Origin of the sequence: Citrobacter sp. Cpa228, assembly GCF_030333085.1 — a bacterium.
GTDB classification, from domain to species: Bacteria; Pseudomonadota; Gammaproteobacteria; order Enterobacterales; family Enterobacteriaceae; genus Citrobacter; species Citrobacter pasteurii.
The window spans coordinates 156,380-177,246 of record NZ_JAOWGQ010000054.1; the positions used below are offsets into that span (position 1 = coordinate 156,380).

Annotated in this window: 38 protein-coding genes; 34 read left to right on the forward strand and 4 right to left on the reverse strand. The window is 50.0% G+C overall.

Features of this window, described 5'->3' with window-relative positions:
* The 3 genes from tuf to bfr all read left to right on the forward strand — a co-directional run.
* Nucleotides 1–1,011, forward strand: a 1,011-nt coding sequence (gene tuf, locus OGX91_RS18350) for an elongation factor Tu (RefSeq protein ID WP_127674166.1), incomplete at its 5' end; no start/stop codon positions are given.
* Between the two features lie 185 nt (nucleotides 1,012–1,196).
* Nucleotides 1,197–1,391, forward strand: a complete 195-nt coding sequence (gene bfd, locus OGX91_RS18355) for a bacterioferritin-associated ferredoxin (RefSeq protein ID WP_003031111.1) — start codon at nucleotides 1,197–1,199, stop codon at nucleotides 1,389–1,391.
* 71 nt (nucleotides 1,392–1,462) lie between these two features.
* Nucleotides 1,463–1,939, forward strand: coding sequence for a bacterioferritin (bfr, locus tag OGX91_RS18360; protein WP_040232010.1), 477 nt, complete (start codon nucleotides 1,463–1,465; stop codon nucleotides 1,937–1,939).
* Here the strand turns inward: bfr and OGX91_RS18365 are convergent.
* Nucleotides 1,936–2,403, reverse strand: a complete 468-nt coding sequence (locus OGX91_RS18365; protein WP_286627132.1) for a prepilin peptidase — start codon at nucleotides 2,401–2,403, stop codon at nucleotides 1,936–1,938. The genes bfr and OGX91_RS18365 overlap by 4 nt on opposite strands.
* A 379-nt stretch (nucleotides 2,404–2,782) precedes the next feature.
* Here OGX91_RS18365 and rpsJ point away from each other — a divergent pair, with 379 nt between their 5' ends.
* The 31 genes from rpsJ to arfA all read left to right on the forward strand — a co-directional run bounded on the left by rpsJ (nucleotide 2,783) and on the right by arfA (nucleotide 17,620).
* A complete protein-coding gene (gene rpsJ / locus OGX91_RS18370; RefSeq protein ID WP_001181005.1) occupies nucleotides 2,783–3,094 on the forward strand; it encodes a 30S ribosomal protein S10 in 312 nt (103 codons plus the stop codon).
* Between the two features lie 32 nt (nucleotides 3,095–3,126).
* Complete coding sequence (gene rplC / locus OGX91_RS18375) at nucleotides 3,127–3,756, forward strand: 50S ribosomal protein L3 (protein ID WP_003031117.1); 630 nt, start codon at nucleotides 3,127–3,129, stop codon at nucleotides 3,754–3,756.
* Between the two features lie 10 nt (nucleotides 3,757–3,766).
* Nucleotides 3,767–4,372, forward strand: coding sequence for a 50S ribosomal protein L4 (gene rplD / locus OGX91_RS18380; protein WP_003031119.1), 606 nt, complete (start codon nucleotides 3,767–3,769; stop codon nucleotides 4,370–4,372).
* Nucleotides 4,369–4,671: a 50S ribosomal protein L23 gene (gene rplW / locus OGX91_RS18385; protein WP_000617546.1), complete on the forward strand. Its 303-nt coding sequence runs from the start codon at nucleotides 4,369–4,371 to the stop codon at nucleotides 4,669–4,671. The genes rplD and rplW overlap by 4 nt, the downstream gene beginning before the upstream one ends.
* A gap of 17 nt (nucleotides 4,672–4,688) precedes the next feature.
* Nucleotides 4,689–5,510 carry a 50S ribosomal protein L2 gene (rplB, locus tag OGX91_RS18390; RefSeq protein WP_000301869.1) on the forward strand — a complete coding sequence of 274 codons (822 nt, stop codon included), beginning with the start codon at nucleotides 4,689–4,691 and terminating at the stop codon, nucleotides 5,508–5,510.
* 16 nt (nucleotides 5,511–5,526) lie between these two features.
* Nucleotides 5,527–5,805, forward strand: a complete 279-nt coding sequence (gene rpsS, locus OGX91_RS18395; RefSeq protein ID WP_001138115.1) for a 30S ribosomal protein S19 — start codon at nucleotides 5,527–5,529, stop codon at nucleotides 5,803–5,805.
* A 14-nt stretch (nucleotides 5,806–5,819) separates the two neighbouring features.
* Nucleotides 5,820–6,152 carry a 50S ribosomal protein L22 gene (rplV, locus tag OGX91_RS18400; protein WP_000448832.1) on the forward strand — a complete coding sequence of 111 codons (333 nt, stop codon included), beginning with the start codon at nucleotides 5,820–5,822 and terminating at the stop codon, nucleotides 6,150–6,152.
* 17 nt (nucleotides 6,153–6,169) lie between these two features.
* Entirely contained in the window at nucleotides 6,170–6,871 is a 702-nt protein-coding gene (gene rpsC, locus OGX91_RS18405; RefSeq protein WP_000529945.1) for a 30S ribosomal protein S3, read from the forward strand.
* Between the two features lie 12 nt (nucleotides 6,872–6,883).
* Nucleotides 6,884–7,294, forward strand: a complete 411-nt coding sequence (gene rplP, locus OGX91_RS18410; RefSeq protein WP_000941208.1) for a 50S ribosomal protein L16 — start codon at nucleotides 6,884–6,886, stop codon at nucleotides 7,292–7,294.
* Nucleotides 7,294–7,485: a 50S ribosomal protein L29 gene (gene rpmC, locus OGX91_RS18415; protein ID WP_000644742.1), complete on the forward strand. Its 192-nt coding sequence runs from the start codon at nucleotides 7,294–7,296 to the stop codon at nucleotides 7,483–7,485. The genes rplP and rpmC overlap by 1 nt, the downstream gene beginning before the upstream one ends.
* On the forward strand, nucleotides 7,485–7,739 hold the full coding sequence (gene rpsQ, locus OGX91_RS18420; RefSeq protein ID WP_003031120.1) for a 30S ribosomal protein S17: 255 nt from the start codon (nucleotides 7,485–7,487) through the stop codon (nucleotides 7,737–7,739). Before rpmC ends, rpsQ begins: the two co-directional genes overlap by 1 nt.
* Nucleotides 7,740–7,902: 163 nt before the next feature.
* Entirely contained in the window at nucleotides 7,903–8,274 is a 372-nt protein-coding gene (rplN, locus tag OGX91_RS18425; protein ID WP_000613954.1) for a 50S ribosomal protein L14, read from the forward strand.
* A 10-nt stretch (nucleotides 8,275–8,284) separates the two neighbouring features.
* Complete coding sequence (gene rplX, locus OGX91_RS18430) at nucleotides 8,285–8,599, forward strand: 50S ribosomal protein L24 (protein WP_003031122.1); 315 nt, start codon at nucleotides 8,285–8,287, stop codon at nucleotides 8,597–8,599.
* Between the two features lie 14 nt (nucleotides 8,600–8,613).
* On the forward strand, nucleotides 8,614–9,153 hold the full coding sequence (gene rplE, locus OGX91_RS18435; RefSeq protein ID WP_003031123.1) for a 50S ribosomal protein L5: 540 nt from the start codon (nucleotides 8,614–8,616) through the stop codon (nucleotides 9,151–9,153).
* 14 nt (nucleotides 9,154–9,167) lie between these two features.
* A complete protein-coding gene (rpsN, locus tag OGX91_RS18440) occupies nucleotides 9,168–9,473 on the forward strand; it encodes a 30S ribosomal protein S14 (protein ID WP_003031125.1) in 306 nt (101 codons plus the stop codon).
* 30 nt (nucleotides 9,474–9,503) lie between these two features.
* A complete protein-coding gene (gene rpsH / locus OGX91_RS18445) occupies nucleotides 9,504–9,896 on the forward strand; it encodes a 30S ribosomal protein S8 (protein WP_003031127.1) in 393 nt (130 codons plus the stop codon).
* Nucleotides 9,897–9,908: 12 nt separating this feature from the next.
* Nucleotides 9,909–10,442: a 50S ribosomal protein L6 gene (rplF, locus tag OGX91_RS18450; RefSeq protein WP_006687355.1), complete on the forward strand. Its 534-nt coding sequence runs from the start codon at nucleotides 9,909–9,911 to the stop codon at nucleotides 10,440–10,442.
* Between the two features lie 9 nt (nucleotides 10,443–10,451).
* Nucleotides 10,452–10,805, forward strand: a complete 354-nt coding sequence (gene rplR, locus OGX91_RS18455) for a 50S ribosomal protein L18 (protein ID WP_000358960.1) — start codon at nucleotides 10,452–10,454, stop codon at nucleotides 10,803–10,805.
* Between the two features lie 14 nt (nucleotides 10,806–10,819).
* Nucleotides 10,820–11,323, forward strand: coding sequence for a 30S ribosomal protein S5 (gene rpsE / locus OGX91_RS18460; RefSeq protein ID WP_003031131.1), 504 nt, complete (start codon nucleotides 10,820–10,822; stop codon nucleotides 11,321–11,323).
* 3 nt (nucleotides 11,324–11,326) lie between these two features.
* Nucleotides 11,327–11,506, forward strand: a complete 180-nt coding sequence (gene rpmD / locus OGX91_RS18465; RefSeq protein ID WP_001140434.1) for a 50S ribosomal protein L30 — start codon at nucleotides 11,327–11,329, stop codon at nucleotides 11,504–11,506.
* Nucleotides 11,507–11,509: 3 nt separating this feature from the next.
* Nucleotides 11,510–11,944: a 50S ribosomal protein L15 gene (rplO, locus tag OGX91_RS18470; protein WP_003031132.1), complete on the forward strand. Its 435-nt coding sequence runs from the start codon at nucleotides 11,510–11,512 to the stop codon at nucleotides 11,942–11,944.
* A 7-nt stretch (nucleotides 11,945–11,951) separates the two neighbouring features.
* Nucleotides 11,952–13,283, forward strand: coding sequence for a preprotein translocase subunit SecY (gene secY / locus OGX91_RS18475; RefSeq protein ID WP_001118864.1), 1,332 nt, complete (start codon nucleotides 11,952–11,954; stop codon nucleotides 13,281–13,283).
* Nucleotides 13,284–13,313: 30 nt separating this feature from the next.
* Complete coding sequence (gene rpmJ / locus OGX91_RS18480; protein ID WP_000868187.1) at nucleotides 13,314–13,430, forward strand: 50S ribosomal protein L36; 117 nt, start codon at nucleotides 13,314–13,316, stop codon at nucleotides 13,428–13,430.
* Nucleotides 13,431–13,576: 146 nt separating this feature from the next.
* A complete protein-coding gene (gene rpsM, locus OGX91_RS18485) occupies nucleotides 13,577–13,933 on the forward strand; it encodes a 30S ribosomal protein S13 (RefSeq protein ID WP_003031135.1) in 357 nt (118 codons plus the stop codon).
* 16 nt (nucleotides 13,934–13,949) lie between these two features.
* Nucleotides 13,950–14,339, forward strand: a complete 390-nt coding sequence (gene rpsK, locus OGX91_RS18490) for a 30S ribosomal protein S11 (protein WP_003031137.1) — start codon at nucleotides 13,950–13,952, stop codon at nucleotides 14,337–14,339.
* A gap of 33 nt (nucleotides 14,340–14,372) precedes the next feature.
* Entirely contained in the window at nucleotides 14,373–14,993 is a 621-nt protein-coding gene (rpsD, locus tag OGX91_RS18495; RefSeq protein ID WP_003031138.1) for a 30S ribosomal protein S4, read from the forward strand.
* Between the two features lie 25 nt (nucleotides 14,994–15,018).
* Nucleotides 15,019–16,008: a DNA-directed RNA polymerase subunit alpha gene (locus OGX91_RS18500; protein ID WP_003031139.1), complete on the forward strand. Its 990-nt coding sequence runs from the start codon at nucleotides 15,019–15,021 to the stop codon at nucleotides 16,006–16,008.
* 40 nt (nucleotides 16,009–16,048) lie between these two features.
* On the forward strand, nucleotides 16,049–16,432 hold the full coding sequence (gene rplQ / locus OGX91_RS18505; protein ID WP_001216370.1) for a 50S ribosomal protein L17: 384 nt from the start codon (nucleotides 16,049–16,051) through the stop codon (nucleotides 16,430–16,432).
* A 107-nt stretch (nucleotides 16,433–16,539) separates the two neighbouring features.
* A complete protein-coding gene (locus OGX91_RS18510; RefSeq protein ID WP_040232014.1) occupies nucleotides 16,540–16,908 on the forward strand; it encodes a DnaJ family domain-containing protein in 369 nt (122 codons plus the stop codon).
* Between the two features lie 10 nt (nucleotides 16,909–16,918).
* On the forward strand, nucleotides 16,919–17,344 hold the full coding sequence (gene zntR / locus OGX91_RS18515; RefSeq protein WP_005134075.1) for a Zn(2+)-responsive transcriptional regulator: 426 nt from the start codon (nucleotides 16,919–16,921) through the stop codon (nucleotides 17,342–17,344).
* A gap of 57 nt (nucleotides 17,345–17,401) precedes the next feature.
* A complete protein-coding gene (arfA, locus tag OGX91_RS18520) occupies nucleotides 17,402–17,620 on the forward strand; it encodes an alternative ribosome-rescue factor ArfA (protein WP_040232015.1) in 219 nt (72 codons plus the stop codon).
* On the opposite strand, the gene mscL is transcribed toward arfA, so the two are convergent.
* The 3 genes from mscL to rsmB form a co-directional block, all read right to left on the reverse strand.
* Entirely contained in the window at nucleotides 17,617–18,030 is a 414-nt protein-coding gene (mscL, locus tag OGX91_RS18525) for a large-conductance mechanosensitive channel protein MscL (protein ID WP_003031152.1), read from the reverse strand. The two genes, arfA and mscL, sit on opposite strands and share 4 nt — an antisense overlap.
* A 141-nt stretch (nucleotides 18,031–18,171) precedes the next feature.
* Nucleotides 18,172–19,548 carry a Trk system potassium transporter TrkA gene (gene trkA / locus OGX91_RS18530; RefSeq protein ID WP_003031153.1) on the reverse strand — a complete coding sequence of 459 codons (1,377 nt, stop codon included), beginning with the start codon at nucleotides 19,546–19,548 and terminating at the stop codon, nucleotides 18,172–18,174.
* 21 nt (nucleotides 19,549–19,569) lie between these two features.
* Nucleotides 19,570–20,859: a 16S rRNA (cytosine(967)-C(5))-methyltransferase RsmB gene (gene rsmB, locus OGX91_RS18535; RefSeq protein ID WP_199948068.1), complete on the reverse strand. Its 1,290-nt coding sequence runs from the start codon at nucleotides 20,857–20,859 to the stop codon at nucleotides 19,570–19,572.
* Between the last annotated feature and the right edge of the window lie 8 nt (nucleotides 20,860–20,867).

Here is a 20,867-nt window from a genome sequence, read left to right on the forward strand (position 1 = left end):
CGTGGTATCACCATCAACACTTCTCACGTTGAATATGACACCCCGACTCGCCACTACGCGCACGTAGACTGCCCGGGCCACGCCGACTATGTTAAAAACATGATCACCGGTGCTGCGCAGATGGACGGCGCGATCCTGGTTGTTGCTGCGACTGACGGCCCGATGCCGCAGACTCGTGAGCACATCCTGCTGGGTCGTCAGGTAGGCGTTCCGTACATCATCGTGTTCCTGAACAAATGCGACATGGTTGATGACGAAGAGCTGCTGGAACTGGTAGAAATGGAAGTTCGTGAACTTCTGTCTCAGTACGATTTCCCGGGCGATGACACGCCGATCGTTCGTGGTTCTGCTCTGAAAGCGCTGGAAGGCGAAGCAGAGTGGGAAGCGAAAATCATCGAACTGGCTGGCTTCCTGGATTCTTACATCCCGGAACCAGAACGTGCTATCGATAAGCCGTTCCTGCTGCCAATCGAAGACGTATTCTCCATCTCCGGTCGTGGTACCGTTGTTACCGGTCGTGTAGAACGCGGTATCATCAAAGTTGGTGAAGAAGTTGAAATCGTTGGTATCAAAGAGACTGCCAAGTCTACCTGTACTGGCGTTGAAATGTTCCGCAAACTGCTGGACGAAGGCCGTGCTGGTGAGAACGTTGGTGTTCTGCTGCGTGGTATCAAACGTGAAGAAATCGAACGTGGTCAGGTACTGGCTAAGCCGGGCTCTATCAAGCCGCACACCAAGTTCGAATCTGAAGTGTACATTCTGTCCAAAGACGAAGGCGGCCGTCATACTCCGTTCTTCAAAGGCTACCGTCCGCAGTTCTACTTCCGTACTACTGACGTGACTGGTACCATCGAACTGCCGGAAGGCGTAGAGATGGTAATGCCGGGCGACAACATCAAAATGGTTGTTACCCTGATCCACCCGATCGCGATGGATGACGGTCTGCGTTTCGCAATCCGTGAAGGCGGCCGTACCGTTGGCGCGGGCGTTGTTGCTAAAGTAATGAGCTAATTATTGCTTAATTAGCTTTGAGCTTAAAAAGGGCGCTTAGGCGCCCTTTTTGCTACCTGTGATTTAACCGTTGTCATATTTGTTCGCATTTTTTGTTCATTCTTCCATCGCGTAAATAGCGTTGTGCTATTGTAATCATAACCATTCTCATTTACACTTTGCGCAGAAATTGAACGGGAGCGATCATGTACGTTTGTTTGTGTAATGCGATAAGTGATAAAAAAATTCGCCAGGCTGTTCGCCAGTTTCATCCTCAGTCCTTTCAGCAATTACGTAAGTTTATTCCTGTTGGAAATCAATGTGGTAAGTGCATTCGTGCTGCGCGTGAAGTCATGCAGGATGAATTAACTCAAATGCCAGAATTTAAAGAGATCGCCTAAGTCACACTCTTTTTTTTGACATCCCTGTAGCCCCATCTACGCTCTAAGAGTGGAAGCGGAGGGACTATAAAATGAAAGGTGATGTTAAAATCATAAATTATCTCAATAAACTATTGGGAAATGAGCTTGTCGCAATCAACCAGTATTTTCTCCATGCTCGTATGTTTAAAAACTGGGGACTGACTCGCCTCAATGATGTTGAGTACCATGAATCAATAGATGAGATGAAACACGCTGATAAATATATCGAGCGTATTTTATTTCTGGAAGGGCTGCCAAACTTACAGGACCTCGGTAAGTTGGGTATAGGCGAAGACGTTGAAGAGATGCTGCAATCCGATCTTCGACTCGAACTCGATGGCGCTAAAGATTTGCGCGAAGCCATTGCTTATGCCGATAGCGTTCATGACTATGTTAGTCGGGACATGATGATTGAGATCCTGACTGAAGAAGAAGGGCATATCGATTGGCTCGAAACGGAGTTGGATCTGATTGGAAAACTTGGATTGCAAAACTATCTGCAATCGCAAATTAAGGTCAGCGACTAACCTCCCTGTATCAGATTTAGCCAGCCAACAACAAAACCCGCAGCCGCCAGATATGGCCCAAAATGCAGCGGGTTTTTTAATTTCTTTTTTCCATGCGTCATAAATGCTACGCCTGTTATGCAGCAAGCCAGTCCGGCGGCAAGTAAGATCAACAGAGGTAATGAGTCCCATCGATGCCACGCGCCAAGTGCGGCGAGAAATTTTACGTCCCCATAGCCTAATCCTTCCTGGTGCCATGCCAGGCGGTATCCCCAATAGAAGAGAGAAAATACACCATACCCTGCAATGGCACCCCAAAGTGCATCGGACAACTGTGTGGGGTTGCAACATTGATGAAAAAGAAGACCACTCCAGAGAAGAGGGCAGGTGAATTTGTCGGGCAATAGCCCAGTACGCAAATCCTGAACCCCAAGCAGTCCGGATAGAGAGATATAAATCAGCAAAAAGGGAAGTTCAGTATTCATGTCTCAATCCGGTGCGAGAAAGATGTAACTCTCAGGCAAGTCGCGCTAGCTGCACAATGCCCGAATATCCATTTTGCTGACGTCTTTCCAGAGAATTTTCGCCGCGTGAAAGTGAATACAATCAGAGTGGAACAGCACTCGCATCTGCGTAAGAGTGATTAATTTCTACACGGCACTTGCGTCAGGCTGAGATTTACGTATAATGCGCGGGCTTGTCTTAATTGACGGCTGGTTCAATCAGGACCACTGATAGTCGATTTGACTATCTGACAATGTTCCCAATTGGGGAACTCTGTAAGAACGGTTACACTCTCCCATCAATCGTAATGGGTTTGAGGAGTAACTATTTCGTCTATAAAATAATTGGAGCTCTGGTCTCATGCAGAACCAAAGAATCCGTATCCGTTTGAAAGCGTTTGATCATCGTCTGATCGATCAATCAACCGCGGAAATCGTCGAGACTGCCAAGCGCACTGGTGCGCAGGTTCGTGGTCCGATCCCGCTGCCGACCCGCAAAGAGCGTTTCACCGTTCTGATCTCCCCGCACGTTAACAAAGACGCGCGTGATCAGTACGAGATTCGTACTCACAAGCGTCTGGTTGACATCGTTGAGCCAACTGAAAAAACCGTTGATGCTCTGATGCGTCTGGACCTGGCTGCCGGTGTAGACGTGCAGATCAGCCTGGGTTAATCAGGTCATCGAGCGATTGAGAGGTTGATACAATGATTGGTTTAGTCGGTAAAAAAGTGGGTATGACCCGCATCTTCACTGAAGATGGCGTATCTATCCCAGTAACCGTTATCGAAGTTGAAGCAAACCGCGTTACTCAGGTTAAAGATCTGGCTAACGATGGCTATCGCGCTGTTCAGGTTACCACCGGTGCTAAAAAAGCTAACCGCGTAACTAAGCCGGAAGCTGGCCACTTTGCTAAAGCTGGCGTAGAAGCTGGCCGTGGCCTGTGGGAGTTCCGTCTGGCAGATGGTGAAGAATACACCGTTGGTCAGAACATTAGCGTTGAACTGTTTGCTGACGTTAAAAAAGTTGACGTAACCGGTACCTCTAAAGGTAAAGGTTTCGCTGGTACCGTTAAGCGCTGGAACTTCCGTACCCAGGACGCTACTCACGGTAACTCCTTGTCTCACCGCGTTCCGGGTTCTATCGGTCAGAACCAGACTCCGGGCAAAGTGTTCAAAGGCAAGAAAATGGCAGGTCAGCTGGGCAACGAACGTGTAACCGTTCAGAGCCTGGACGTAGTACGTGTTGACGCTGAGCGCAACCTGCTGCTGGTTAAAGGTGGTGTTCCGGGTGCGACCGGTTGCGACCTGATCGTTAAACCAGCTGTGAAGGCGTAAGGGGATAGCAATGGAATTAGTATTGAAAGACGCGCAGAGCGCGCTGACTGTTTCCGAAACTACCTTCGGTCGTGATTTCAACGAAGCGCTGGTTCACCAGGTTGTTGTTGCTTATGCAGCTGGTGCTCGTCAGGGTACTCGTGCTCAGAAGACTCGTGCTGAAGTAACTGGTTCAGGCAAAAAGCCGTGGCGCCAGAAAGGTACCGGCCGTGCGCGTTCAGGTTCTATCAAGAGCCCGATCTGGCGTTCAGGTGGCGTGACCTTCGCTGCTCGTCCACAGGACCACAGTCAAAAAGTTAACAAAAAGATGTACCGCGGCGCGCTGAAAAGCATTCTGTCCGAACTGGTACGTCAGGATCGTCTGATCGTTGTCGAATCATTCTCTGTTGAAGCGCCTAAAACTAAGCTGCTGGCACAGAAACTGAAAGACATGGCTCTGGAAGATGTGCTGATCATCACCGGTGAGCTGGACGAAAATCTGTTCCTCGCAGCACGTAACCTGCACAAGGTTGACGTTCGCGATGCAACGGGTATCGACCCGGTTAGCCTGATCGCCTTCGACAAAGTCGTAATGACTGCTGATGCTGTTAAGCAAGTTGAGGAGATGCTGGCATGATTCGTGAAGAACGTCTGCTGAAAGTGCTGCGCGCACCGCACGTTTCTGAAAAAGCGTCTACTGCGATGGAAAAAACTAACACCATCGTTCTCAAAGTTGCTAAAGACGCGACTAAAGCAGAAATCAAAGCTGCTGTGCAGAAACTGTTTGAAGTCGAAGTCGAAGTCGTTAACACCCTGGTAGTTAAAGGGAAAGTTAAACGTCACGGACAGCGTATCGGTCGTCGTAGCGACTGGAAAAAAGCTTACGTCACCCTGAAGGAAGGCCAGAATCTGGACTTCGTCGGCGGCGCTGAGTAAGTCGGAGGAGTAATACAATGGCAGTTGTTAAATGTAAACCGACATCTCCGGGTCGTCGCCACGTTGTTAAAGTGGTCAACCCAGAGCTGCACAAGGGCAAACCTTTTGCTCCGCTGGTTGAAAAAAACAGCAAATCCGGTGGTCGTAACAACAATGGCCGCATCACCACTCGTCACATCGGTGGTGGTCACAAGCAGGCTTATCGTATTGTTGACTTCAAACGCAACAAAGACGGTATCCCGGCAGTTGTTGAACGTCTTGAGTACGATCCGAACCGCTCCGCGAACATCGCGCTGGTTCTGTACAAAGACGGTGAACGCCGTTACATTCTGGCCCCTAAAGGCCTGAAAGCTGGCGACCAGATTCAATCTGGCGTTGATGCTGCAATCAAAGCAGGTAACACCCTGCCGATGCGCAATATCCCGGTTGGTTCTACCGTTCATAACGTAGAAATGAAACCAGGTAAAGGCGGTCAGCTGGCACGTTCCGCTGGTACTTACGTTCAGATCGTTGCTCGTGATGGTGCTTATGTCACCCTGCGTCTGCGTTCTGGTGAAATGCGTAAAGTCGAAGCAGATTGCCGTGCGACTCTGGGCGAAGTTGGCAATGCAGAGCATATGCTGCGCGTTCTGGGTAAAGCAGGTGCTGCACGCTGGCGTGGTGTTCGTCCTACCGTTCGCGGTACTGCGATGAACCCAGTCGATCACCCACATGGTGGTGGTGAAGGTCGTAACTTTGGTAAGCACCCGGTAACTCCGTGGGGCGTTCAGACCAAAGGTAAGAAGACCCGCAGCAACAAGCGTACTGATAAATTCATCGTACGTCGCCGTAGCAAATAATTTTAGAGGATAAGCCATGCCACGTTCTCTCAAGAAAGGTCCTTTTATTGACCTGCACTTGCTGAAGAAGGTAGAGAAAGCGGTGGAAAGCGGAGACAAGAAGCCCCTGCGCACTTGGTCCCGTCGTTCAACGATCTTTCCTAACATGATCGGTTTGACCATCGCTGTCCATAATGGTCGTCAGCACGTTCCGGTATTTGTTTCCGACGAAATGGTCGGTCACAAACTGGGTGAATTCGCACCGACTCGTACTTATCGCGGCCACGCTGCTGATAAAAAAGCGAAGAAGAAATAAGGTAGGAGGAAGAGATGGAAACTTTAGCTCAACATCGCCATGCTCGTTCTTCTGCTCAGAAGGTTCGCCTTGTTGCAGACCTGATTCGCGGTAAGAAAGTGTCGCAGGCTCTGGATATTCTGACCTACACCAATAAGAAAGCGGCTGTATTGGTTAAGAAAGTCCTGGAATCTGCCATTGCTAACGCTGAACACAACGATGGCGCTGACATTGACGATCTGAAAGTTACGAAAATTTTCGTAGACGAAGGCCCGAGCATGAAGCGCATTATGCCGCGTGCAAAAGGTCGTGCAGATCGCATCCTGAAGCGCACCAGCCACATTACTGTGGTTGTGTCCGATCGCTGAGACTCTGGAGACTAGCAATGGGTCAGAAAGTACATCCTAATGGTATTCGCCTGGGTATTGTAAAACCATGGAACTCAACCTGGTTTGCGAACACCAAAGAATTCGCTGACAACCTGGACAGCGATTTTAAAGTACGTCAGTACCTGACTAAGGAACTGGCTAAAGCGTCTGTATCTCGTATCGTTATCGAGCGTCCGGCTAAGAGCATCCGTGTGACCATTCACACCGCTCGCCCGGGTATCGTTATCGGTAAGAAAGGCGAAGACGTAGAAAAACTGCGCAAAGTCGTAGCGGATATTGCTGGCGTTCCTGCTCAGATCAATATCGCCGAAGTGCGTAAGCCTGAACTGGACGCAAAATTGGTTGCTGACAGCATCACTTCTCAGCTGGAACGTCGCGTTATGTTCCGTCGTGCTATGAAGCGTGCCGTACAGAACGCAATGCGTCTGGGCGCTAAAGGTATCAAAGTTGAAGTTAGCGGCCGTCTGGGCGGCGCGGAAATCGCACGTACCGAATGGTACCGCGAAGGTCGCGTACCTCTGCACACTCTGCGTGCTGACATCGACTACAACACCTCTGAAGCGCACACCACTTACGGTGTAATCGGCGTTAAAGTGTGGATCTTCAAAGGCGAGATCCTGGGTGGTATGGCTGCTGTTGAACAACCGGAAAAACCGGCTGCGCAACCTAAAAAGCAGCAGCGTAAAGGCCGTAAATAAGGAGCGTCGCTGATGTTACAACCAAAGCGTACAAAATTCCGTAAAATGCACAAAGGCCGTAACCGCGGTCTGGCTGCTGGCGCGGATGTTAGCTTCGGCAGCTTCGGTCTGAAAGCTGTTGGCCGTGGTCGTCTGACTGCCCGTCAGATCGAAGCAGCACGTCGTGCTATGACCCGTGCAGTTAAGCGTCAAGGTAAGATCTGGATCCGTGTATTCCCGGACAAACCGATCACTGAAAAGCCGCTGGCAGTGCGTATGGGTAAAGGTAAAGGTAACGTGGAGTATTGGGTTGCCTTGATTCAGCCGGGTAAAGTCCTGTATGAAATGGACGGCGTACCGGAAGAGCTGGCCCGTGAAGCATTCAAGCTGGCAGCAGCGAAACTGCCGATTAAAACCACCTTTGTAACTAAGACGGTGATGTAATGAAAGCAAAAGAGCTGCGTGAGAAGAGTGTTGAAGAGCTGAACACCGAGCTGCTGAATCTGCTGCGTGAGCAGTTCAACCTGCGTATGCAGGCTGCAAGTGGCCAGCTGCAACAGTCTCACCTGTTGAAGCAAGTGCGTCGTGACGTCGCACGCGTTAAGACTTTACTGACTGAGAAGGCGGGTGCGTAATGACCGATAAAATCCGTACTCTGCAAGGTCGCGTTGTTAGCGATAAAATGGAGAAATCCATCGTTGTTGCTATCGAACGTTTTGTGAAACACCCGATCTACGGTAAATTCATTAAGCGTACGACCAAACTGCACGTACATGACGAGAACAACGAATGCGGTACTGGTGACGTGGTTGAAATCCGCGAATGCCGTCCGCTGTCCAAGACTAAGTCCTGGACGCTGGTTCGCGTTGTAGAGAAAGCCGTTCTGTAATACAGTAGGCATTCTCAACGAATAAACGGCTCAGCGATGAGCCGTTTATTTTTTCTACCCATATCGTTGAAGCGGTGTTATAATGCCGCGCCCCCGATATGGGGCTTTTTTAACGACCTGATTTTCGGGTCTCAGTAGTAGTTGACATTAGCGGAGCACTAAAATGATCCAAGAACAGACTATGCTGAACGTCGCCGACAACTCCGGTGCACGTCGCGTAATGTGTATCAAGGTTCTGGGTGGCTCGCACCGTCGCTACGCAGGCGTCGGCGATATCATCAAGATCACCATCAAGGAAGCAATTCCGCGTGGTAAGGTCAAAAAAGGTGATGTGCTGAAGGCGGTAGTGGTGCGCACCAAGAAGGGTGTTCGTCGCCCGGACGGTTCTGTCATTCGCTTCGATGGTAATGCATGCGTTATTTTAAACAATAACAGCGAGCAACCTATCGGTACGCGTATTTTTGGGCCGGTAACTCGTGAACTTCGTAACGAGAAGTTCATGAAAATTATCTCTCTGGCACCAGAAGTACTCTAAGGAGCGAATCATGGCAGCGAAGATCCGTCGTGATGACGAAGTTATCGTGTTAACCGGTAAAGATAAAGGTAAACGCGGTAAAGTTAAGAATGTCCTGTCTTCCGGCAAGGTCATTGTTGAAGGTATCAACCTGGTTAAGAAACATCAGAAGCCGGTTCCGGCCCTGAACCAACCAGGCGGCATCGTAGAGAAAGAAGCAGCTATTCAGATCTCTAACCTTGCTATCTTCAACGCGGCAACCGGCAAGGCTGACCGTGTAGGCTTTAGATTCGAAGACGGCAAAAAAGTCCGTTTCTTCAAATCTAACAGCGAAACTATCAAGTAATTTGGAGTAGTACGATGGCGAAACTGCATGATTACTACAAAGACGAAGTAGTCGCTAAACTCATGACTGAGTTTAACTACAATTCTGTCATGCAAGTCCCTCGGGTCGAGAAGATCACCCTGAACATGGGTGTTGGTGAAGCGATCGCTGACAAGAAACTGCTGGATAACGCAGCAGCTGACCTGACAGCAATCTCCGGTCAAAAACCGCTGATCACCAAAGCACGCAAATCAGTTGCAGGCTTCAAAATCCGTCAGGGCTATCCGATCGGCTGTAAAGTAACTCTGCGTGGCGAACGCATGTGGGAGTTCTTTGAGCGCCTGATCACTATTGCTGTTCCACGTATCCGTGACTTCCGTGGCTTGTCCGCTAAGTCTTTCGACGGTCGTGGTAACTACAGCATGGGTGTCCGTGAGCAGATCATCTTCCCAGAAATCGACTACGATAAAGTCGACCGCGTGCGTGGTTTGGATATTACCATTACCACTACTGCGAAATCTGACGAAGAAGGCCGTGCTCTGCTGGCTGCCTTTGACTTCCCGTTCCGCAAGTAAGGTAGGGTTACTGAATGGCTAAGCAATCAATGAAAGCACGCGAAGTAAAGCGCGTAGCTTTAGCTGATAAGTACTTCGCAAAACGCGCTGAACTGAAAGCTATTATCTCTGATGTGAACGCGACCGACGAAGATCGTTGGAACGCAGTTCTCAAGCTGCAGTCTCTGCCGCGTGATTCCAGCCCGTCCCGTCAGCGTAACCGCTGCCGTCAAACAGGTCGTCCGCATGGCTATGTGGGCAAGTTCGGGTTGAGCCGTATCAAACTGCGTGAAGCCGCCATGCGCGGTGAAGTACCAGGCTTGAAAAAGGCTAGCTGGTAATTACCAATTGAATCACGGGAGTAAAGACAGATGAGCATGCAAGATCCGATCGCGGATATGCTGACCCGTATCCGTAACGGTCAGGCCGCGAATAAAGCTGCGGTCACCATGCCTTCCTCCAAGCTGAAAGTGGCAATTGCCAACGTGCTGAAGGAAGAAGGTTTTATTGAAGATTTTAAAGTTGAAGGCGACACCAAGCCGGAACTGGAACTTACTCTCAAGTATTTCCAGGGTAAAGCTGTTGTAGAAAGCATTCAGCGTGTCAGTCGCCCAGGTCTGCGCATTTATAAGCGTAAAGACGAGCTGCCGAAAGTTATGGCTGGCATGGGTATCGCAGTTGTTTCTACCTCTAAAGGTGTTATGACTGATCGTGCAGCGCGCCAGGCTGGTCTTGGTGGCGAAATTATCTGCTACGTAGCCTAATCGGAGGAAAAAATGTCTCGTGTTGCTAAAGCACCGGTCGTTATTCCTGCCGGCGTTGATGTAAAAATCAACGGTCAGGTTATTACGATCAAAGGTAAAAACGGCGAGCTGACTCGTACTCTCAACGATGCTGTTGCAGTAAATCATGCAGATAATGCACTGACCTTCGGTCCGCGTGATGGTTACGCAGATGGATGGGCTCAGGCTGGCACCGCGCGTGCCCTGCTGAATGCAATGGTTGTCGGTGTTACCGAAGGCTTCACTAAGAAGCTTCAGCTGGTTGGTGTAGGTTATCGTGCAGCGGTTAAAGGGAATGTAGTAAACCTGGCTTTAGGTTTCTCTCACCCCGTTGACCATCAGCTGCCTGCGGGAATCACTGCAGAATGTCCGACTCAGACTGAGATCGTGCTGAAAGGCGCTGATAAACAGCTGATCGGTCAGGTTGCAGCAGATCTGCGCGCCTACCGTCGTCCTGAGCCTTATAAAGGCAAGGGTGTTCGTTACGCCGACGAAGTCGTGCGTACCAAAGAGGCTAAGAAGAAGTAAGGTAACACTATGGATAAGAAATCTGCTCGTATCCGTCGTGCGACCCGCGCACGCCGCAAGCTCCAGGAGCTGGGTGCAACTCGCCTGGTGGTACATCGTACCCCGCGTCATATTTACGCACAGGTAATTGCACCGAACGGTTCTGAAGTTCTGGTAGCTGCTTCTACTGTAGAAAAAGCTATCGCTGAACAATTGAAGTACACCGGTAACAAAGACGCTGCTGCAGCTGTAGGTAAAGCTGTTGCTGAACGCGCTCTGGAAAAAGGCATCAAAGATGTTTCTTTTGACCGTTCCGGGTTCCAATATCATGGTCGTGTCCAGGCACTGGCAGATGCTGCCCGTGAAGCTGGCCTTCAGTTCTAAGGTAGAGGTGTAAGATGGCTCACATCGAAAAACAAGCTGGCGAACTGCAGGAAAAGCTGATCGCGGTTAACCGCGTATCTAAAACCGTTAAAGGTGGTCGTATTTTCTCCTTCACAGCTCTGACTGTAGTTGGTGATGGTAACGGTCGCGTTGGTTTTGGTTACGGTAAAGCGCGTGAAGTTCCAGCAGCGATCCAGAAAGCGATGGAAAAAGCCCGTCGCAATATGATTAACGTCGCGCTGAACCACGGCACCCTGCAGCACCCGGTTAAGGGTACTCACACGGGTTCTCGTGTATTCATGCAGCCGGCTTCCGAAGGTACCGGTATCATCGCCGGTGGTGCAATGCGCGCCGTTCTGGAAGTCGCCGGAGTTCGTAACGTTCTGGCTAAAGCGTATGGTTCCACTAACCCGATTAACGTGGTTCGTGCAACTATCGATGGTCTGGAAAATATGAAATCTCCGGAAATGGTCGCTGCCAAGCGTGGTAAATCCGTTGAAGAAATTCTGGGGAAATAAACCATGGCAAAGACTATTAAAATTACTCAAACCCGCAGTGCAATCGGTCGTCTGCCGAAACACAAGGCAACGCTGCTTGGCCTGGGTCTGCGTCGTATTGGTCACACCGTAGAGCGCGAGGATACTCCTGCTGTTCGTGGTATGGTCAACGCGGTTTCCTTCATGGTTAAAGTTGAGGAGTAAGAGATGCGTTTAAATACTCTGTCTCCGGCCGAAGGCTCTAAAAAAGCGGCTCGCCGCCTGGGTCGTGGTATCGGTTCTGGCCTCGGTAAAACCGGTGGTCGTGGTCACAAAGGTCAGAAGTCTCGTTCTGGCGGTGGCGTACGTCGCGGTTTCGAGGGTGGTCAGATGCCTCTGTACCGTCGTCTGCCGAAATTCGGCTTCACTTCACGTAAAGCAGCGATTACAGCCGAAGTTCGTCTGTCTGACCTGGCTAAAGTTGAAGGCGGTGTTGTAGACCTGAACACGCTGAAAGCAGCTAACATTATCGGTATCCAGATCGAGTTCGCGAAAGTGATCCTGGCTGGTGAAGTCACTACTCCGGTAACTGTTCGTGGCCTGCGTGTTACTAAAGGCGCTCGTGCTGCTATCGAAGCTGCTGGCGGTAAAATCGAGGAATAAGTAGCAGATGGCTAAACAACCGGGATTAGATTTTCAAAGTGCCAAAGGTGGCTTAGGCGAGCTGAAACGCAGACTGCTGTTTGTAATCGGCGCGCTGATTGTGTTCCGTATTGGCTCTTTCATTCCGATCCCTGGTATTGATGCCGCTGTACTTGCCAAACTGCTTGAGCAACAGCGAGGCACCATCATTGAAATGTTTAACATGTTCTCTGGTGGTGCACTCAGCCGTGCTTCTATCTTTGCTCTGGGGATCATGCCGTATATTTCGGCGTCGATCATTATCCAGTTGCTGACGGTGGTTCATCCAACGCTGGCAGAAATTAAGAAAGAAGGGGAGTCTGGTCGTCGTAAGATCAGCCAGTACACCCGCTACGGTACTCTGGTGCTGGCTATATTCCAGTCGATCGGTATTGCTACCGGTCTGCCGAATATGCCTGGTATGCAGGGCCTGGTGATGAACCCAGGCTTTGCATTCTATTTCACCGCTGTTGTAAGTCTGGTTACAGGGACGATGTTCCTGATGTGGTTGGGTGAACAGATTACTGAACGTGGTATCGGCAACGGTATCTCAATCATTATCTTCGCCGGTATTGTCGCGGGACTCCCGCCAGCCATTGCCCATACTATCGAGCAAGCGCGTCAAGGCGACCTGCACTTCCTCGTGTTGCTGTTGGTTGCAGTATTAGTATTCGCAGTGACGTTCTTTGTTGTATTTGTTGAGCGTGGTCAACGCCGCATTGTGGTAAACTACGCGAAACGTCAGCAAGGTCGTCGTGTCTATGCTGCACAGAGCACACATTTACCGCTGAAAGTGAATATGGCGGGGGTAATCCCGGCAATCTTCGCTTCCAGTATTATTCTGTTCCCGGCGACCATCGCGTCATGGTTCGGGGGCGGGACTGGTTGGAACTGGCTGACAACAATTTCGCTGTATTTGCAGCCTGGGCAACCGCTTTATGTGTTACTCTATGCGTCTGCAATCATATTCTTCTGTTTCTTCTACACGGCGTTGGTTTTCAACCCGCGTGAAACAGCAGATAACCTGAAGAAGTCCGGTGCATTTGTACCAGGAATTCGTCCGGGAGAGCAAACGGCGAAGTATATCGATAAAGTAATGACCCGCCTGACTTTGGTTGGTGCGCTCTACATTACCTTTATCTGCCTGATCCCGGAGTTCATGCGTGATGCAATGAAAGTACCGTTCTACTTCGGTGGGACCTCACTGCTTATCGTTGTTGTCGTGATTATGGACTTTATGGCTCAAGTGCAAACTCTGATGATGTCAAGTCAGTACGAGTCTGCATTGAAGAAGGCGAATCTGAAAGGCTACGGCCGTTAACAGTCGCCCGAGAAGTTACGGAGAGTAAAAATGAAAGTTCGTGCTTCCGTCAAGAAATTATGCCGTAACTGCAAAATCGTTAAGCGTGATGGTGTCATCCGTGTGATTTGCAGTGCCGAGCCGAAGCATAAACAGCGCCAAGGCTGATTTATTCGCATATTTTTCTTGCAAAGTTGGGTTGAGCTGGCTAGATTAGCCAGCCAATCTTTTGTATGTCTGTGCGTTTCCATTTGAGTATCCTGAAAACGGGCTTTTCAGCATGGTGCGTACATATTAAATAGTAGGAGTGCATAGTGGCCCGTATAGCAGGCATTAACATTCCTGATCAGAAACATGCTGTGATCGCATTAACTTCGATCTACGGCGTCGGCAAGACCCGTTCTAAAGCCATTCTGGCTGCCGCGGGTATCGCTGAAGATGTTAAGATCAGTGAGCTGTCTGAAGAACAAATCGACACGCTGCGTGACGAAGTTGCCAAATTTGTCGTTGAAGGTGATCTGCGCCGTGAAGTTAGCATGAGCATCAAGCGCCTTATGGATCTTGGTTGCTATCGCGGTTTGCGTCATCGTCGTGGTCTCCCGGTTCGCGGTCAGCGTACCAAGACCAACGCACGTACCCGTAAGGGTCCGCGCAAACCGATCAAGAAATAATCGGGGTGATTGAATAATGGCAAAGGCACCAATTCGTGCACGTAAACGTGTAAGAAAACAAGTCTCTGACGGCGTGGCTCATATCCATGCTTCTTTTAACAACACCATCGTTACCATTACTGATCGTCAGGGTAACGCACTGGGTTGGGCAACAGCCGGTGGTTCCGGTTTCCGTGGTTCTCGCAAATCCACTCCGTTTGCAGCTCAGGTTGCAGCAGAGCGTTGCGCTGAAGCCGTAAAAGAATACGGTATCAAGAATCTGGAAGTTATGGTCAAAGGACCGGGTCCAGGTCGCGAATCTACTGTTCGTGCTCTGAACGCCGCTGGTTTCCGCATCACTAATATTACTGATGTGACTCCGATCCCTCATAACGGTTGTCGTCCGCCGAAAAAACGTCGCGTATAACGCTGTCGTTTCTAGGATTGTTGGAGAAAGAAAATGGCAAGATATTTGGGTCCTAAGCTCAAGCTGAGCCGTCGTGAGGGCACTGACTTATTCCTTAAGTCTGGCGTTCGCGCGATCGATACCAAGTGTAAAATTGAACAAGCTCCTGGCCAGCACGGTGCGCGTAAACCGCGTCTGTCTGACTATGGTGTGCAGTTGCGTGAAAAGCAAAAAGTTCGCCGTATCTACGGTGTGCTGGAGCGTCAGTTCCGTAACTACTACAAAGAAGCAGCACGTCTGAAAGGCAACACCGGTGAAAACCTGCTGGGTCTGCTGGAAGGTCGTCTGGACAACGTTGTATACCGTATGGGCTTCGGTGCCACTCGTGCAGAAGCACGTCAGCTGGTCAGCCATAAAGCAATTATGGTAAACGGTCGTGTTGTTAACATCGCTTCTTATCAGGTTAGTCCGAATGACGTTGTTAGCATTCGTGAGAAAGCGAAGAAGCAGTCTCGCGTGAAAGCCGCTCTGGAGCTGGCTGAGCAGCGTGAAAAGCCAACCTGGCTGGAAGTTGATGCTGGCAAGATGGAAGGTACGTTCAAGCGTAAGCCGGAGCGTTCTGATCTGTCTGCGGACATTAACGAACACCTGATCGTCGAGCTTTACTCCAAGTAAAGCTTAGTACCAAAGAGAGGACACAATGCAGGGTTCTGTGACAGAGTTTCTAAAACCGCGCCTGGTAGATATCGAGCAAGTGAGTTCGACGCACGCCAAGGTGACCCTTGAGCCTTTAGAGCGTGGCTTTGGCCATACTTTGGGTAACGCACTGCGCCGTATTCTGCTCTCATCGATGCCGGGTTGCGCGGTGACCGAGGTTGAGATTGATGGTGTACTACATGAGTACAGCACCAAAGAAGGCGTTCAGGAAGATATCCTGGAAATCCTGCTCAACCTGAAAGGGCTGGCGGTGAGAGTTCAGGGTAAAGATGACGTTATTCTTACCTTGAATAAATCTGGCATTGGCCCTGTGACTGCAGCCGACATTACCCATGATGGGGATGTCGAAATCGTCAAGCCACAGCACGTGATCTGCCACCTGACCGATGAGAACGCATCTATTAGCATGCGCATCAAAGTTCAGCGCGGTCGTGGTTATGTGCCGGCTTCTACCCGAATTCATTCGGAAGAAGATGAGCGCCCAATCGGCCGTCTGCTGGTCGACGCATGCTACAGCCCTGTAGAGCGTATTGCCTACAATGTTGAAGCAGCGCGTGTAGAACAGCGTACCGACCTGGACAAGCTGGTCATCGAAATGGAAACCAACGGCACAATCGATCCTGAAGAGGCGATTCGTCGTGCGGCAACCATTCTGGCTGAACAACTTGAAGCTTTCGTTGACTTACGTGATGTTCGTCAGCCGGAAGTTAAAGAAGAGAAACCAGAATTCGATCCGATCCTGCTGCGCCCTGTTGACGATCTGGAATTGACTGTCCGCTCTGCTAACTGCCTCAAAGCAGAAGCTATCCACTATATCGGTGATCTGGTACAGCGTACTGAGGTTGAGCTTCTTAAGACGCCTAACCTTGGTAAAAAATCTCTTACTGAGATTAAAGACGTGCTGGCTTCCCGTGGACTGTCTCTGGGCATGCGCCTGGAAAACTGGCCACCGGCAAGCATCGCTGACGAGTAACCGGATCACAGGTTAAGGTTTTACTGAGAAGGATAAGGTCATGCGCCATCGTAAGAGTGGTCGTCAACTGAACCGCAACAGCAGCCATCGCCAGGCTATGTTCCGCAATATGGCAGGTTCACTGGTTCGTCATGAAATCATCAAGACGACTCTGCCGAAAGCGAAAGAGCTGCGTCGCGTAGTTGAGCCGCTGATTACTCTTGCCAAGACTGATAGCGTAGCTAATCGTCGTCTGGCATTCGCCCGCACTCGTGATAACGAGATCGTGGCAAAACTGTTTAACGAACTGGGCCCGCGTTTCGCGAGCCGCGCCGGTGGTTACACTCGCATTCTGAAGTGTGGTTTCCGTGCAGGCGACAACGCGCCGATGGCATACATCGAGCTGGTTGATCGTTCAGAGAAAACAGAAGCTGCTGCAGAGTAATCTGTAGTAACGTAAAAAAACCCGCCTCGGCGGGTTTTTTTATATCCGTCATATCCCCACTTATCTACAATATCTGTATTCTTTTTGTTCATCCCCTGGAGTGTTGTATGTGGTTACTGGACCAGTGGGCAGAGCGGCATATTATTGATGCACAGTCTAAAGGTGAGTTTGATGGTTTGCCTGGTGCAGGTGAGCCGTTGGTTCTTGATGACGATTCCCATGTTCCGCCGGAACTGCGAGCCGGATTCCGTTTATTAAAAAATGCAGGCTGTCTTCCTCCTGAGCTTGAGCAGCGCAGAGAGGCAATACAGCTGCTTGAATTACTCGCAGGGATCCGCAAAGATGATCCTGGTTATCAGGAGGTAAGTCGAAGACTGTCACTACTGGAACTCAAACTCCGACAGGCTGGAGTCAGCACCGAGTTTTTACACGGTGAATATGCAGATAAGCTGCTACAGAAGATCAATGACGATTAGCGGAGAGAGCATGTACCGTATTGGAGAATTAGCGAAACTGGCTGACGTGACGCCTGATACTATCCGCTACTATGAAAAGCAGCAGATGATGGAACATGAAATACGTACAGAAGGTGGGTTTCGCCTCTATACAGAAAGCGATCTGCAACGGCTGAAGTTTATTCGTTACGCGAGACAGCTAGGCTTTACGCTTGAGTCTATCCGTGAATTACTTTCGATCCGTGTCGACCCAGAGCACCATACCTGCCAGGAATCAAAAGGGATTGTTCAGGAAAGATTGCAGGAAGTCGAAGCCCGTATAGCCGAACTTCAAACGATGCAACGATCGTTGCAGCGATTGAATGATGCATGCTGTGGAAAGGCACATAGCAGCGTTTACTGCTCTATCCTTGAAGCTCTTGAACAAGGCGCCAGCGGAACAACATCAGGCTGTTGATTTATTGAACGGTCAGGTCTACACTCGCGGCGTAAATTATTACAAACTGGAGATATTATGAGTCGTTATCAGCACACCAAAGGGCAGATAAAGGACAACGCCATTGAGGCGCTACTGCATGATCCACTGTTCAGGCAGCGAGTTGAGAAAAATAAAAAAGGGAAAGGTAGTTACCTGCGTAAAGGTAAACATGGCAATCGGGGTAACTGGGAGGCCAGTGGCAAGAAAGTGAATCACTTTTTTACCACTGGCCTTCTTGTTTCAGTGAGCGTTTAAGAACGATTATTCTGTTCTTTCAGCAGGTCACGAATTTCACTCAGCAATACTTCTTCTTTCGAGGGAGCTGGCGGTGCAGCCGGCTCTTCCGCTTTTTTACGGTTCAGTTTGTTGATCAGTTTGATTGCCATAAAGATAGCAAACGCCACAATAATGAAATCAAATACGTTCTGAATAAATACACCGTAATGCATAACGACAGCCGGGATGTCTCCCTGCGCATCGCGTAATGTCAAAGCAAACTGTTTAAAATCGATCCCACCAATTAACAATCCCAGCGGCGGCATGATGATATCGGCAACCAGCGATGAAACAATCTTACCGAATGCCGCACCAATAATGACACCCACTGCCAAATCGACAACATTCCCGCGCATCGCGAATTCGCGAAACTCTTTAATAATGCTCATTTTATTCTCCCTATGCAGCTGACGTTTATAAGTTTAACAAATGTTAAGACATTTTCCATTTATGTATTGCTGAAAGGAAAATTTATTAGACCATGAAAAGTAAAGGGAAATATAATGGGCGCTACATAAGCGCCCGAATATTTACAGGAAGAAGGGGCTTGGCTGGAATAGCCGTTCGACGTCAGTAATAAACTTTTTGTCTGTCAGGAACATGATAACGTGATCACCCTGCTCAATACGCAGGTTGTCATTGGCTATCATCACGTCGTTACCTCGCACTACCGCACCAATAATGGTTCCAGGGGGAAGTTTAATTTCATCAATTGAACGTCCCACAACCCGAGATGTTGTTTCATCCCCGTGTGCGACGGCTTCAATGGCTTCCGCGACGCCACGGCGTAGTGAAGAAACACCGACAATGTCAGCTTTACGTACGTGACTGAGCAGCGCGGAGATGGTCGCCTGCTGCGGTGAAATAGCAATATCGATCACGCTACCCTGCACCAGATCAACGTACGCTCTGCGTTGGATCAATACCATCACTTTTTTGGCACCCATGCGTTTGGCGAGCATGGCCGACATAATGTTAGCTTCATCGTCGTTGGTTACTGCGATAAACAGATCAACTTGATCAATATGTTCTTCAGCCAGCAGCTCTTGATCCGAGGCATCACCGAAAAAGACGATCGTATTTTGCAATTTCTCCGCAAGCTCGGATGCCCGTTGCTGATTGCGCTCGATCAGTTTGACGCTGTAATCTTTTTCCAGACGACGTGCCAGACCCGCGCCGATATTACCGCCACCCACTAACATAATGCGTTTGTACGGTTTTTCCAGACGCTGCAATTCGCTCATTACGGCGCGAATATGCTGTGATGCTGCGATAAAGAAGACTTCATCACCCGCTTCAACAATGGTAGAACCTTGCGGACGGATCGGTCTGTCATGACGGAAAATCGCCGCCACGCGGGTATCAATGTGCGGCATATGTTCACGCATTGTCGACAGTGCATTGCCGATCAATGGCCCGCCGTAATAGGCTTTGACCACCGCCAGACTGACTTTACCTTCGGCAAAATTTACCACCTGCAACGCACCAGGGTACTCAATTAGTCGATAAATGCTATCGATAACCAGTTGCTCAGGCGCAATCAGGTGATCGATAGGTACCGCATCGGATTGGAATAGCTTGTCCGCATCACGAACGTAATCCGGTGAACGAATACGGGCGATGCGATTAGGTGTATTAAACAGTGAATAAGCTACCTGGCAGGCAACCATATTTGTTTCATCTGAGCTGGTTACGGCAACCAGCATATCGGCATCGTCGGCCCCAGCTTCACGCAGTACGCGAGGATGTGAACCGTGCCCTTGCACGACGCGGAGATCAAACTTGTCCTGCAGGCTGCGCAGGCGCTCACCATTGGTATCGACTACCGTGATATCGTTGTTCTCTCCGACCAGGTTTTCAGCCAGCGTACCGCCAACTTGCCCTGCGCCCAGAATGATAATTTTCATCAGTCGCGACCCGTTATCTCATCACTTTTTGATTAGCTTAGCGTAAAAGAAGCCATCACCATCTTCCGCTCCCGGTAAATTCTGACGTCCGGGTTTTTCCGGCGTACCGGTTTCGCTTAATACCGCATCTGGCGTGCATGCCAGGAAGGCAGCAATTTGCTGCTGGTTTTCTTCTGGCAGGATAGAGCACGTTGCATAAACCAGCGTGCCGCCAGGTTTAAGATGTAACCAGGTTGCATTCAGGATCTCGGCCTGCAACTGCGCAAGTTCGGCAATATCCCGGTCGCGACGCAGCCATTTGATGTCTGGATGGCGACGAATAACGCCGGTGGCAGAACACGGAGCATCCAGCAAAATACGGTCAAACTGTTGTTCGCCACACCATTGCTGTGGATATCGACCATCACCCTGTTTTACGGTTGCCTTCATGCCCAGACGTTTAAGATTGTCGTAAACGCGCGATAAGCGTTTCTCATCGACATCGACGGCCATTACGTTAGCGTGCGGAGCAACTTCCAGAATGTGAGTGGTTTTCCCGCCCGGCGCGCAGCACAAGTCGAGAATTTGTTCGCCGTCCTCCGGCAACAGATAGGTTACGCATCCTTGAGCCGAAGCATCCTGGACGGTTACCCAACCTTCGTCAAAACCAGGCAGTGCGTGCACAGGAGTCGGCGTTTCCAGACGCACTGCATCGGGATAATCCGGATGCGGGAAGCCGGTTAATCCCGCTTCGCTAAGCAGGTCCAGCCAGGTATCGCGCGTATGGTGATTACGATTGACACGCAGCCACATCGGTGGTCTTTGGTTATTGGCTTCAAGAATGGCTTCCCACTGCTGCGGATAAGCAGCCTTAATACGTTTCACCAGCCAGGAGGGGTGTAAGAAACGTAAATCGCTTTGCGCGAACTCGGCCAGCAGTTCATCCTGACGGCGTTGAAACTGGCGCAATACGCCGTTGATCAGCCCTTTTAACTGCGGGCGCTTAATAATGACCGCGCCTTCTACGGTCTCTGCCAATGCAGCATGCGGTGGAATACGGGTATGCAGCAGTTGGTAGAAGCCCACCATGATCAGATAGTGAACGGTGCGCTGTTTGCCCGTCATTGGACGTTCCATCAACTGCTGGATCATCCACTCCAGCTGGGAGAGAGTACGCAATACACCGAAGCAAAGTTCCTGCAACAGCGCTTTGTCTTTATCAGCAACTTTTTGCTGCATGGCGGGCAGCACGTTACTCAACGATTGGCCCTTTTCGACAACCTGTTCGACAGCCTGGGCCGCCATACTGCGTAAATTAAGATGTTTTTTCATAAGCGCAA